This is a genomic window from Streptomyces sp. NBC_00690, from assembly GCF_036226685.1.
GTDB lineage: Bacteria > Actinomycetota > Actinomycetes > Streptomycetales > Streptomycetaceae > Streptomyces.
The window spans coordinates 6,305,032-6,318,173 of the sequence record NZ_CP109009.1 but is presented as its reverse complement, the minus strand read 5'-3'; the positions used below and the strand labels follow the sequence as shown (position 1 = coordinate 6,318,173).

The 13,142-nt window shown below is 70.7% G+C and carries 10 protein-coding genes; 1 reads left to right on the top strand and 9 read right to left on the bottom strand.

The features are described 5' to 3' along the window. The first annotated feature begins 71 nt into the window (after positions 1-71). Positions 72-995 (top strand): DMT family transporter, encoded by a 924-nt coding sequence (locus OID54_RS27805; protein WP_329027826.1) that lies wholly within the window; start codon positions 72-74, stop codon positions 993-995. A gap of 95 nt (positions 996-1,090) precedes the next feature. On the opposite strand, the gene OID54_RS27800 is transcribed toward OID54_RS27805, so the two are convergent. The 9 genes from OID54_RS27800 to rimP all read right to left on the bottom strand — a co-directional run bounded on the left by OID54_RS27800 (position 1,091) and on the right by rimP (position 13,030). Then, positions 1,091-2,038 carry a bifunctional riboflavin kinase/FAD synthetase gene (locus OID54_RS27800; protein ID WP_329023856.1) on the bottom strand — a complete coding sequence of 316 codons (948 nt, stop codon included), beginning with the start codon at positions 2,036-2,038 and terminating at the stop codon, positions 1,091-1,093. Positions 2,039-2,118: 80 nt separating this feature from the next. Continuing rightward, complete coding sequence (locus OID54_RS27795; RefSeq protein WP_329023855.1) at positions 2,119-5,748, bottom strand: serine protease; 3,630 nt, start codon at positions 5,746-5,748, stop codon at positions 2,119-2,121. Between the two features lie 189 nt (positions 5,749-5,937). Further along, a complete protein-coding gene (gene truB, locus OID54_RS27790; RefSeq protein WP_329023854.1) occupies positions 5,938-6,834 on the bottom strand; it encodes a tRNA pseudouridine(55) synthase TruB in 897 nt (298 codons plus the stop codon). After that, the gene (rbfA, locus tag OID54_RS27785) at positions 6,831-7,274 is read right to left on the bottom strand and encodes a 30S ribosome-binding factor RbfA (RefSeq protein ID WP_329023853.1); all 444 of its coding nucleotides are present in this window, start codon (positions 7,272-7,274) and stop codon (positions 6,831-6,833) included. Before rbfA ends, truB begins: the two co-directional genes overlap by 4 nt. A gap of 34 nt (positions 7,275-7,308) precedes the next feature. After that, positions 7,309-7,602 (bottom strand): DUF503 domain-containing protein, encoded by a 294-nt coding sequence (locus tag OID54_RS27780; protein ID WP_329027824.1) that lies wholly within the window; start codon positions 7,600-7,602, stop codon positions 7,309-7,311. A 156-nt stretch (positions 7,603-7,758) separates the two neighbouring features. Then, positions 7,759-10,911 (bottom strand): translation initiation factor IF-2, encoded by a 3,153-nt coding sequence (gene infB / locus OID54_RS27775; protein ID WP_329023852.1) that lies wholly within the window; start codon positions 10,909-10,911, stop codon positions 7,759-7,761. 149 nt (positions 10,912-11,060) lie between these two features. Beyond that, positions 11,061-11,360: a YlxR family protein gene (locus tag OID54_RS27770; RefSeq protein ID WP_329023850.1), complete on the bottom strand. Its 300-nt coding sequence runs from the start codon at positions 11,358-11,360 to the stop codon at positions 11,061-11,063. A gap of 132 nt (positions 11,361-11,492) precedes the next feature. Further along, entirely contained in the window at positions 11,493-12,527 is a 1,035-nt protein-coding gene (gene nusA, locus OID54_RS27765; protein WP_329023848.1) for a transcription termination factor NusA, read from the bottom strand. 2 nt (positions 12,528-12,529) lie between these two features. Further along, a complete protein-coding gene (gene rimP / locus OID54_RS27760) occupies positions 12,530-13,030 on the bottom strand; it encodes a ribosome maturation factor RimP (RefSeq protein ID WP_329023846.1) in 501 nt (166 codons plus the stop codon). Positions 13,031-13,142 lie beyond the last annotated feature (112 nt).

Below are 13,142 nucleotides of genomic sequence, written 5' to 3'. Positions count from 1 at the left end.
CCGGTACGGTGATCGCCCCGCGTGTGAGCCGTAGTCGTCTCCACCCCTTCGGACCCTCGTTGGAGACGGCGTTGTCCTCGTTCGCCCTGCCCTCGTCCGCCCTCGCGCCACGCCGCGCCTGGCTGACCGATCTGCCCGTACTGCTGGTGGCCGTCGTCTGGGGTGCCAGCTATCTGGCCGCCAAGGGCATCACCACCACCCACACCGTCGTCGCGGTGTTGGTGTTGCGGTTCGCGGTGATCCTCCCGGTGCTGGTCATCGCCGGATACCGCAGGCTGAGGGCCCTGACCGCGCCCCAATGGCGGGGAGCCGCCGGACTCGGGGCCATCCTCAGCGGAATCTTCCTGCTGGAGACCTATGGAGTCGTCCACACCTCGGCCACCAACGCCGGACTGATCATCAGCCTCACCATGATTTTCACCCCGCTCGCCGAGGCCGCGGTCACCCGCACCCGACCGTCGCGGGCCTTCGTCGGCGCGGCGGGGCTGTCGGTGACCGGAGTGGTCCTGCTGACCCAGGGCGGCGGGTTCACCACGCCGTCCGTCGGCGATCTGCTGATGCTGCTCGCCGCGTTGGCCCGGACGGTCCACGTACTGGCGATGGCCCGGGTGAAGGCGGTCCAGAGCGCGGACTCGCTGTCGCTCACCACGGTGCAGTTGGGCAGTGCAGTGGCCGTGTTCGCGGTACTGGCCACACTGCCCGGCACGGGTGCGTCCCCATGGGCGGTCGCCATCGGGTTCGGCCCGCGGGAGTGGGCGGGACTGCTGTTCCTCTCCGTGTTCTGCACCCTGTTCGCGTTCTTCGTCCAGATGTGGGCGATACGTCGCACCTCACCGTCCCGGGTCAGCCTTCTCCTCGGCACCGAGCCCCTGTGGGCCGCGTCGGTCGGCATCATGATCGGCGGCGAACAGTTGGGGGCGTTCGGGGTGTTGGGGGCGGCGCTGGTGCTCGGGGGCACGACCTGGGGGCGACGGGCCGCGGACCGCGAGAGCTGACGGCCACCCGACGCACAACGCCCCGGCCGATCCGGCCGGGGCGTTCACTTCCTACGGTGCTCATCGGGCACCGGCACGGAAGGCGGGAATCGCGCTCAGGAGGCGTCGGAGATCAGCTCACGGCACTTCTTGACGTCAGCGGCCATCTGCACCAGCAGATCGTCCACGGTGTCGAACCGCTCCATGCCCCGGAGGTACGCCAGGAAGTCCACCGCGACATGGAGCCCGTAGAGATCGAGCCCGACCCGGTCGATGGCGTACGCCTCGACCGTGCGCCGCGTACCGTTGAACTGCGGGTTGGTGCCCACGGAGATCGCTGCGGGCATTCGTTCGCCGTTCGCCGTCAACCAGCCCGCGTACACCCCGTCGGCCGGGATCGCCGTGTGGGGCAGGGTCTCCAGATTGGCGGTGGGGTAACCCAGCTCCCGGCCGCGCTGCGCCCCGCGCACCACCACGCCCTCGACGCGGTGGGGACGGCCCAGGATCTCGTTCGCGCCGCCGATGTCGCCCTCGGCGAGCAACCTGCGGGTGAGCGTGGAGGAGAACGGTTCGCCGCCGCCCGCCTCACCCGTCACAAAGAGGTCGATGACCTCGACCTCGTAGTCGTACGTGGCACCGAGGTCTGCGAGGACTGTGACATTGCCCGCGGCCTTGTGGCCGAAGCGGAAGTTCGGGCCCTCCACGACCAGCTGTGCGTGCAACTTGTCGACCAGGACCTTCACGATGAAGTCGGCCGGTGAGAGCTGGGAGAACTCCGCGGTGAACGGCAGGATCAGCACCGCGTCCACCCCCAGCTCCGCCATCAGTTCGGCCCGCCGGTGGTGCGGCGAGAGCAACGGCGGATGGCTGCCCGGTCGGACGACCTCGCTCGGATGGGGGTCGAAGGTCACCACGACCGAGGGCAGGGAGAGTTCACGCGCCCGCTCCACGGCCCGTCCGATGATCACCTGGTGGCCGCCGTGCACCCCGTCATAGGAGCCGATGGTGACGACGCTGCGCCCCCAGTCCTCGGGAATGTCCTCCAAGCCACGCCAGCGCTGCACTGTGCTCGCTCCTCGCCCGAACCCGTTCAACAGATGTACCGATCTGCCGGTGTGTCGATTTTCCGACAGCCGATTGCCCATTACGCAGGTCTAAGACTGCCATGCCCACGCCGTACGGTTGGCATCGGCATCGCGCCACCCAGGTTCCCCACGGCTCGTCGAGCGTCCGGGCCGAGCACTCCGGTCCACTCCCGTGGGTCCCTGGCCAGGCAGCCTGCGACCAGCAACGCGAATTCCGGGCGTTCCCGGGCCAACTCGACGACGGTACGGTCCCAGCGGGCGTCGCCGTGCGGAGTACGGGCGTAGAGGCCGCCGGTGCGGTGGATGAGGTCTCGGGTGCGGGCCATCGTGCGGGCGGTGGCCGTGCGGGCGACCGTGCGCAGAAGGGCGTCGAGTACCGCAGGGTCCGCGGATCGCTCGTCCTGCTCCTTGAGCAGCGCCTCCAGCAGCTCGGCCCGCAATGGACCGGACAGAGCCCCGCCCGGTGCGGCGACCACGGGGGCGAGGGCCCGCCGGAACTCCCCCGGCCCCTCCCAGATGGCCTCGCTGACCAACGGAAGCAGCAGAGCGCGGGCGGCCGGCCCGTCCTCCAGCCGGTGTTCGACGAAGGCTGCGGCGTGGTCCGCCCCCTCAGGGCGGCATCGGATGTAGCGGGCCACCAGCTCGGCCGCGCGTCGGGCCGGCCGGTGCTCCCTGAGTCCCGCCAGCGCGCGAACGATCTCGCCCGCATCGCCGTCCGCATCACGCAGTCGAGCGCCCAGTACGGGAAACACCTGGTCGGAGTGGGTGGTGAGGGCGGGGATCAGTGCGGAAGCCGATAGTCCGGGAACCCCGGCCGCCCAACAGTCCAGGGCCCTGGCGAGATGGCGGGAGCGGGTGAGCGGATCCCGAATGAGCACGGCGAGCGCCGGCCCTCGCAGCTCCTCGTCGGCGGGACGGGCCAGCAGCGCGGACGCCGCGTACCGCAGCAGTGCACCGTCGGCTTCGGTGTCCGCGTGGACGGCCGTGACCGGGGCGTGGATCGCCGCCGCGCGCCGTCTCTCAAGCCGGGGGTCGTGTGCCCAGCGGTCCACGGCTCGGCTCAGCGCGGAGGGCTCGGCGGCGGCGAGCGCGGCAAGCAGTTCATGCGCACCGGGGTGGCCGCACGCCACCAGGGCTTCCATCAGATCGTCGGGGGCGAGCGTCCGATGGTCGTACAGCAGTGTCCGGGCGGCGCCGGCGACGCTCGCATCAGGTCCCGGCAGGGAGCCGGCAGCCAGCGGCGACCGGTCGGTGAGCCACCGGCACAGCAGGGGCTGTACGAGGAGGGGATCGGCGGCGAGCCGGGCGGCGACCGCGTCGAGGAAGGAGGGCCGGCCACCACGTGCGGGCGGATCGGCGGGGACCAACCGTCGCAGCAGATCGAGCCGATCGGTCTCCGACAGTCTCAGCCCGCACCAGAAGGCGGGATCGAAAGAGGCGAACGCGCCGGTGCCGGGCGGGTGGCGGGACCGTTCGGCGATGTGATCGGCCAGGGCTCGCAGCAGGAGGAGATGGGCAGCGGGATCAGGGACGGCGAGCAGCGTCTCGGTGATGAGGTGCACGCCCCACCAGCGGGCCTCGACGACCCGCTCGCCACGCCCCGAGCCGTGGTGTGCGCCCGGCGCCCACGCGGAGCCGCCCGACGCCCGACCTTCGGGGTCCGTGCGGCCCGGTGGGCCCGGTGGCTCGGCCCGATCCAGCCGGTCCACCGCTTCGATCACCTCGGCGAGGCATTCGGCGAGCGCGTTCGATCCTCGCTCGCGCTCCCGGTGGAGCAGTGCCTGGACCACGGGCCCGATGCGATGGTGCGGTACGGGCAGGGCGGGTGTTGGCGGCCCCTGCCGCGCACCGGGCGGCGGGGGCACATGCCCGGGCACCATCGGTGGGCCGGGGTGCGCGGGCAGCGCGAGTGGCGCGGTGCCCCACGGGTCCACGAGGGCGGCCAGTGCGGCGTCCAGATCGAGGTGCACTCCCTGGAGCCAGTCGGCGACTCCCTCATGGGCGAAGCGGTAGCCCCCGCCCGCGGGAACGAGTAGCCCCTCCGAGAGGACGGCGGGAGCCCATCCCGTACGCCAGGGGAAGAGTTCGTCGAAGGACTCCTGGTCCAGTTCGCCCTGGCCGGGGCCCAGACACCGCCGCGCGGCCTCATGGACCCGGTCGGACACCTGGGCGGCGAGTCGACGCACCGCGGGCCCGTGGTGCGGTCGGCGATCGAATGCCGCGATCCGCACCGCGATCCTGGCGCACTGGAGATCGAGGTGCGCCCGGAAGACCTCGGTGCGCGTCGGGCGACCGGAGGCACCGCCGGGAAGCGCTCGCCGTACCTCGGCCAGGAGACGCAGGGCGAGCGGGCTGGGCTCCTCGCCCGGTGCGAGCGCTCCATCGGACAGCCCGTAGTGCTCGGCGATCCGGTCGGCCTCCGCCGTGGTGAGCGGGTCGAGTGGGACGGCGGGCGGTAGCGCGGGGGCGGGCCTTGCGGGGTGGTGGAGCAGATGCCGGGGGTAGAGGGCACCCGCCTGTTCCCAGAACTCGGGCCGGCAGCCGACGACCAACGACACGGCGTCGGCGTCCAGCCACCGCGCCGTGGCCGTGGTCCAGTGCAGAAGTCGGCGGGCCAGTGCGGGCGGCATCTCTTCGGGCCCGTCGAGGATCACCAGCAGCGGACGCGCTGCCCCGCGGGCGAGGGTGGCGATCCGGTCGGGAGTGACGGTCGTCGGGTCGGCGGCGTCGTCTGGACCCGACGCCCCACCGTCGCCGGCCGCGCCCCGGAGCACTCGGGCGACGGCATCGGCGATACAGCGGTCGTCCGGCCAGAGATCCGCTCCGCGCAGCCACACCGTGGGTGCCGGCCGATCGCCCTGTGCACGTCGGGCCGCCCACGCGGTCAGTTCGGTCGTACGACCGGACCCCGGCGGGCCCACGAGGGCGCACACACCCCGGGTGACGGCATCGAGTTCCGCATGTACCAAGGGCCGCGGCAGCGGGTCCGGCCAGTCGTCGGGGCACCTCGGCCCGCGGGCGGACAGCGCGGTCAGTTCGAGGACCGCCGCGAAGTTCAGATCGGCTCCGCGGCAGGGCACGGTGGTGGCGTTGCGATCGAGGAGTTCCCCGAGCGGCGATTCGGCGCGGAGGTCGAGGGGAGGCAGCGGCAGGGCGTAGGCGGGGGCCGTGCGTTCGCTGTGGAGGGCGGTGCCCACCAGACCGACGACCGCACCGGTCGTCGCGTCGACCAGCGGGCTCCCGGCCGCGGTGCCGCCGAGCGCGAGGGCGTCACCGGTCCCGGGGTCGACGGTGAGGGCCAGGGCGTCATCGATCAGATGGAACCGGTCGTTCGCCGTGTAGACGACTCCGGTCCGTCCCAGGACGTGCGCGGTGTGCCAGCCGTCGGCCCACAGCCTCAATCGGCGCCCGGGCGCGATCTGTCGATGGACACCGACGGGCAGCGGTGCCACTTCGAGGCCCTCCGTGCGCACCAGGGCGATCCCCGCATCCGCGATCGGGATGATCGCATCCGCTTCGGCGAGGCAGAGCCGCTCGCCGCAGGCGCGCACCACGACGCGTGCGAGCCCGTCGACGGTCTCATGGCCCGTGATGACCGTGCCGAGGTGATCGGCGACGAATCCGGTGCCGCGGTGCCGTCCCGCGAGGTCGCAGATGCGTACCAGCGAGGCCGAGTCACCGCGTCCCATGACATCGACGGTAGGTCGACCGTGGTGACCGGGTGAAGGACTCGGTGCGAACACGCCCCCCGCATGCACCCCGCTGTGCCCCGAGCGCCCGACCGTCCGGGTGAGAGGGCGGCCGAAAACGGCGGAGCGAAGTGCGGGGTACGTGGAGCGGGACGGCGGCCCGCTCCACGAGAGCCCGCACGATGGTGCTCAGCCGAAGACGGCCAGGCTCTTGGCCTTGCCCTTCTGTTCCTCCACCAGCGCGAGGAATCGCCCTTCGGGCCCGAAGACGGCCACGGGTGAGGAGTCGTACGGGGGCATGTCCAGCCGTACGCCATGGGCCACCAGCTTGGCCCGGCGCTCGTCCACTTCCCACCGGGGGAAGGCCGCGGCAGCCGCATCGGCGATGGGCATCACGGTCAACTCCTGCTGGAGCTGATCGAGCGTCCTGGCCGCATCGATGCCGTACGGACCCACCCGGGTGCGCCGCAGCGCGGTCAGATGTCCCCCGACTCCGAGCCCGGCGCCGAGGTCACGAGCGAGCGCCCGGATGTAGGTGCCCGAGGAGCAGACGACCGAGACGACCAGGTCCATGACCGGGGTGCCGTCGTCGGCGACGGCACCACGGACGTCGTACACCTGGAACGAGGAGACCGTGACCGGCCGGGCCGGGATCTCGAAGTCCTCGCCGCCACGGACCCGGGCGTAGGAGCGCTTGCCGTCGATCTTGATCGCACTGACCTTGGACGGAACCTGCATGATGGCGCCGCTGAGGGCCGCCACCCCTTTGTCGATGCCCTCCCGGGTGACCGCCGATGCGTCCACGGAAGCGGTGAGCTCGCCTTCGGCGTCGTCCGTGACGGTCGTCTGACCCAGGCGGATAGTGCCCAGGTACTCCTTCTCGGTGAGCGCGAGGTGCCCGAGGAGCTTGGTGGCCCGCTCGATACCGAGCACCAGGACACCGGTCGCCATGGGGTCGAGCGTCCCGGCGTGTCCGACGCGGCGGGTCCGGGCGATGCCGCGCATCTTGGCGACGACGTCGTGGGAGGTGAAGCCCGACGGCTTGTCGACGATGACCAGGCCGTCGGGGGTGTTCTGCTGTGTCATGCGGAGGTGTCGTCCTCGTCCTCCGGCTTGCGGTACGGGTCCGCTTCGCCCGCATAGGTCGCGCCCGAGGACGTCTCGCGCACCTTCTCGTCCGAGGCACGTGCCTTGTCGAGGAGGTCTTCGATCGTCTTGGCGTTCTCCGGGAGCGCATCCGCCACGAAAGTCAGGGTGGGCGTGAACTTGGTTCCCGCCGCGGCCCCGACCGCGCTGCGCAGTACGCCCTTGGCGCTCTGGAACCCCGCAGCAGCGCTCGCCCGGTCCTCGTCGTCGCCGTAGACCGTGTAGAAGACCGTGGCCTCCCGCAGATCTCCGGTGACCCGGGTGTCGGTGATGGTCACATGGGTGCCCAGCCGCGGGTCCTTGACACCGCGCTGTAGCTTCTCCGCGACCACTTCCCGGATGAGGTCCGCCAGTTTCTTCGCCCGCGCGTTGTCGGCCACTGGTCCTTCTCCTTCTTACCTGCTTGCCTTGCCATCAGTCTTCGTCGCTGTGGAGCCTGCGTCGAACTGAGAGCAGCTCCACCTCTGGCCGGCCCGCGACAAAGCGCTCGCACCGGTCCAGTACTGCTGTGAGGTGCGCTGCGTCCCCTGATACCACCGCCAGGCCGATTTCGGCCCTGCGGTAGAGGTCCTGGTCCCCGGTCTCCGCCACGCTCACCGAGAACTTCCGTTGTATCTCGGCGACTATCGGGCGGATCACGGAGCGCTTCTCCTTCAACGACCGTACGTCGCCGAGGAGCAGATCGAAGGACAGCGTCCCCACATACATGTATGTCCGGATGTCCCGCCGGTTCGGGTTCATGTGCGATTGAGGTGGGCCCACCGGATCGAATGCCGAGGGTGGGGCCACCAGAACCGTACATGCGGCGGCCGGGGCCGATCGACGGGTTTTCCCGCCGACCGGCCCCGGCCGTGCCGTGTGCGATCAGCCGCGCGGCTTCTCGCGCATCTCGTACGTCGCAATAACGTCGTCGATCTTGATGTCGTTGAAGTTTCCGAGGTTGATACCGCCCTCGAACCCTTCCCGAATCTCGGTGACGTCGTCCTTGAAGCGACGCAGGCCCTCGATGTTGAGGCTCTCCGCGACGACCTTGCCATCGCGGATGAGACGGGCCTTGGTGTTCCGCTTGACCTCGCCGGAGCGGATGAGAACACCCGCGATGTTGCCCAGCTTGGAGGAGCGGAAGACCTCGCGGATCTCCGCCGTACCGAGCTCGACCTCTTCGTACTCCGGCTTCAGCATGCCCTTCAGGGCCGCCTCGATCTCCTCGATGGCCTGGTAGATCACCGAGTAGTACCGGACGTCGACGCCCTCGCGCTCCGCCATCTGCGCGGCACGACCGGCCGCCCGGACGTTGAAGCCGATGACGATGGCGTCGGAGCCCATCGCCAGGTCGATGTCGGACTCGGTGACCGCACCCACGCCACGGTGCAGCACGCGGATGTCGACCTCCTCGCCCACATCGAGCTGGAGCAGCGAGGACTCAAGAGCCTCCACCGAACCGGACGCGTCACCCTTGATGATGATGTTGAGGTCCTGCACGAGGCCGGCCTTGAGCACCTTGTCCAGGTCCTCCAGGGAGACCCTGCGGGTGCGCTTGGCGAAGGCCGCGTTGCGCTCACGGGCAGCGCGCTTCTCGGCGATCTGACGGGCCGTACGGTCCTCGTCGACCACCAGGAAGTTGTCGCCGGCGCCCGGGACGTTGGTGAGACCGAGGACGAGGACCGGAGTCGAGGGACCCGCCTCTTCCACGTTCTCGCCCTTGTCGTCGAGCATGGCGCGCACTCGGCCGTAGGCGTCGCCCGCGACCATCGTGTCGCCGACGCGCAGCGTGCCTCGCTGGACCAGGACGGTCGCCACGGCACCACGGCCGCGGTCGAGGTGGGCTTCGATCGCGATGCCCTGTGCGTCCTGCTCCGGGTTGGCGCGCAGGTCGAGCGAGGCGTCCGCGGTCAGGACCACGGCCTCCAGCAGGGAGTCGATGTTCAGACCCTGCTTGGCGGAGATGTCGACGAACATGGTGTCGCCGCCGTACTCCTCGGCCACCAGACCGAACTCGGTGAGCTGTCCGCGCACCTTCGTCGGGTCGGCGCCCTCGACGTCGATCTTGTTGACCGCGACCACGATCGGCACGTCGGCCGCCTTGGCGTGGTTCAACGCTTCGATCGTCTGGGGCATGACGCCGTCGTTGGCCGCCACCACGAGGATCGCGATGTCGGTCGACTTGGCACCACGGGCACGCATGGCGGTGAACGCCTCGTGACCGGGGGTGTCGATAAAGGTGATCCGGCGGTCCTCGCCGTTCACCTCGGTCTTCACCTGGTAGGCACCGATGTGCTGGGTGATGCCACCGGCCTCGCCCGCCACGACGTTCGTCTTGCGGATCGCGTCGAGCAGTCGGGTCTTACCGTGGTCGACGTGACCCATGACGGTCACGACCGGCGGACGGGAGACGAGCTGCTCTTCGCCGCCCTCGTCCTCGCCGAACTCGATGTCGAAGGACTCCAGGAGCTCGCGGTCCTCCTCCTCCGGGCTGACGATCTGGACCAGGTAGTTCATCTCCTGGGCCAGCATGACGAGCGTGTCGTCGGAGACGGACTGGGTCGCGGTGACCATCTCGCCGAGGTTCATCATGACCGCGACGAGCGACGCCGGGTTGGCGTTGATCTTCTCCGCGAAGTCGGTGAGGGACGCACCGCGCGACAGGCGAATGGTCTCGCCGTTGCCGCGAGGCAACATCACGCCGCCGACCGACGGGGCCTGCATGGCCTCGTACTCCTGGCGCCTCTGCCGCTTCGACTTGCGACCACGACGAGCCGGGCCGCCGGGGCGACCGAACGCGCCCTGTGTGCCACCACGGCCACCGGGGCCACCGGGACGACCGGCGAAACCGGGACGACCGCCGCCGAAGCCGCCGCCACCACCGGGGCCACCGCCACCGGGACGACCGGCGAAACCGCCGCCACCGCCACCGGGACGACCGCCACCGCCACCGCCACCGGGACGACCGGCGAAACCGCCGCCACCGCCACCGGGACGACCGGCACCGCCACCGCCACCGGGACGACCGGCGCCCGTACCGGGACCGCGGCCACCGCCACCAGGACCGCCGCCGGGGCGGGGACCGGCAGCAGGACGCTGCGGCATCATGCCCGGGTTCGGGCGGTTACCTGCGGGACCGCCACCGGGACGGGGGGCCTGCGGACGAGGCATCCCACCCGGGGACGGGCGGGCGCCGCCCTGACCCTGCGGACGAGGCGCGCCACCGGGGCCACCCTGCGGGCGCGGTGCGCCGGGAGCACCCTGGCCACCGGGGCGGGGTGCGCCACCGGGACGAGGGGTCTGCGGACGCGCCATGCCGGTGGAGCCACCGGAGGTGAAGGGGTTGTTGCCCGGACGGGGACCGGCCGGACGGCTGCCGCCGGGGCGCGGGGCACCCTGGCCGGCGGGACGTCCACCTCGGTCGCCGCGGTCGCCACCACGACCCTGTCCGCCATCACGCTGTCCGCCATCACGCTGGCCACCGTCGCGCTGACCGCCGGCCGGGGCCGGACGAGCCGGACGAGGGCCGGGGGTTGCGGCGGGACGGGAAGCCTGCTGCGGTGCGGCGGGCTGGGCCGGGGCCGGGGCGGAGAACTCCGCCGCGGGCACCGGGTTCGCCGGGGCGGGCTTGGCCGGAGCGGGCTTGGGGCCCGGACGCGGACCCGAAGCTGCCGGGGCCGGCGTGCTGGGGGCGCTGCTCGAAGGCGCTTCGGCGGCAGCCGGCCGGGGGGCCGGGGCGCCGGGCTTGGGAGCAGCAGGACGTGCCGGGGACGCCGCGGAGGGCGCACCGGGAGTGGGGCCACCCGGACGGGGGGCGGGGGAAGGCGCTGCCTTGCGGGGCGCGCCGGGCTTGGCAGCGGACTTGCCGGCGGAGCCGGGTCCCTGCAAAGCGTCAGTCAACTTGCGTACAACCGGCGCCTCGATCGTCGAGGAAGCCGAACGGACGAATTCACCGAGTTCTTGGAGCTTGGCCATGACGACCTTGCTCTCGACGCCGAACTCCTTGGCGAGTTCGTATACCCGGACCTTAGCCACTTCGCTCCTTTTAGGTCCGGGTTACCGCCGGACCGTCGCTACTTCATGGGCGTACTCATCGCGTACTCATCGAGGGGTGCTCATCGCAATCTCGACCTACTTCCGACTCGCGAGGTACCTGACCGCACGGGATTCCGTGCCGTACATCTTCATTGCGGTGCTGTCTGCGCCGTCTCGTGCGCGTCGTGCAGATGCCGATGCACTCCGGCCGTGTCGAGCGGTCCCTTGGCCTTGAAGGCCCGGGGAAACGCCCGGCGTCGTACAGCCAGATCGAGACAGTCCATGGCGGGGTGTACATATGCACCCCGGCCGGGCAGCGTACCGCGATCATCGGGGACGCATTCGCCTCCGACCACCACGATGCGCAGCAGATCGGTCTTGGCCGCTCGTTCCCGGCAGCCCACGCAGGTGCGTTCAGGGCGTAGGCGGGCATACGTCCGGCCAGACACGTTTAAGTCTACCTCCCCGTTGCGACCCCACCCGTTTGGGGCAAGAATCGAACGTTCGTTGTCTTGATATAGGTGACCACCGCAGCATATGGGAGGCCACCCCAGCGCCCGGCTCAGTGCCGGGCGGTCGGGTCAGCGCTCGCGGCGGGCCCGGTCGGCGCCCGTGTCGGCATCGGAACCGTCGGCGGGCTGCTCGGTGTCGGGGCGGATGTCGATGCGCCAGCCGGTCAGCCGAGCGGCCAGCCGGGCGTTCTGCCCCTCCTTGCCGATCGCCAGGGACAGCTGGTAGTCCGGCACCGTCACCCGGGCCGAACGCGCGGCCAGATCGACGACCTCGACCTTGCTGACCCGAGCCGGCGAGAGCGCGTTGGCCACCATCTCGGCAGGGTCGTCCGACCAGTCAACGATGTCGATCTTCTCGCCGAGCAGCTCGGCCATCACATTGCGCACGCGACCGCCCATGGGGCCGATACAGGCGCCCTTGGCGTTGAGCCCCGAGCGGGTGGAGCGGACCGCGATCTTGGTGCGATGACCGGCCTCACGGGCGATCGCCGCGATCTCCACACTGCCGTCCGCGATCTCCGGGACCTCCAGCGCGAAGAGCTTCTTCACCAGGTTCGGATGGGTCCGCGAGAGGGTGACGGACGGACCGCGCACTCCCTTGGCCACCCGCACCACATAGGTGCGCAGCCGCAGCCCGTGGGTGTACTCCTCGCCGGGGACCTGCTCCTGCACCGGCAGGATGGCCTCCAACTTGTCGTCCAGCTTCACCAGGACGTTCTTCGGGTCCTTGCCCTGCTGGACCATGCCGGCGACGATGTCGCCCTCGCGGCGGGCGTACTCGCCGAAGGTGACGTCATTCTCGGCGTCCCGCAGCCGCTGCTGGATGACCTGCCGGGCCGTGGTCGCGGCGATCCGGCCAAAGTCCGACGGAGTGTCGTCGAACTCCTTGGGCTCCTGGCCCTCCTCCAGATCGGCCGCGTCCTCCTTGGCCCACACCGTCACATGACCGGTCTCCCGGCTCAGCACTACCCGAGCGTGACGGCGGCTGCCCTCGGTGCGGTGGTACGCGATGAGGAGGGCCGACTCGATCGCCTCGACCAGGAGGTCGAAGGGAATCTCCTTCTCCTGCGCCAGGCCCTTCAGGAGCTTTACGTCGATGTCCACGGCTACGCCTCCTCTTCCTGCTTCTTGTCCTTGCGGTTGAACTCGAGCTCGACGCGCGCCTTGGCGATCTCGTCGAAGGCGATGCGGCGGGCGGTGGGCTTGCGCCCCTTCACACCCGGTACTTCGAGGTCGAGCCCCTCGTCGTCCACGGTGAGGATCCGAGCCACCAGCTCACCGCTGTCGTGCAGTTGGAACCTGGCCAGCCGGCCGACGGCGCGCACGTAGTGGCGGTGCTCGGTCAGCGGGCGGTCCGCGCCGGGCGAGCTGACTTCGAGGACGTACTCCTCCTCGCCCATGGCGTCGCTCTCGTCGAGCTTCTCGGAGATGGCACGGCTCAACTCGGCACAGGCATCCAGAGTGGCCCCGTCATCAGAGTCCACGATGATCCGCAGTACCCGGCGACGCCCCGCGCGGGACAACTCGATCTCTTCCAGATCCAGGTCCGCGGCGCTGACGAGCGGCTCCAGCAGCCCGCGCAGCCTGTCGCTCTGGGTGGTGCTCATCCGGGTGACTCCTCGGCCGCGTGTGCTGTTGTGGGTGCGTGGCAAGTCTGCGTGTCAGATCAAAGGGTATCCGGTCCGGAAGGGTGTTGCTGTCCACGTACGGGGGACCCAC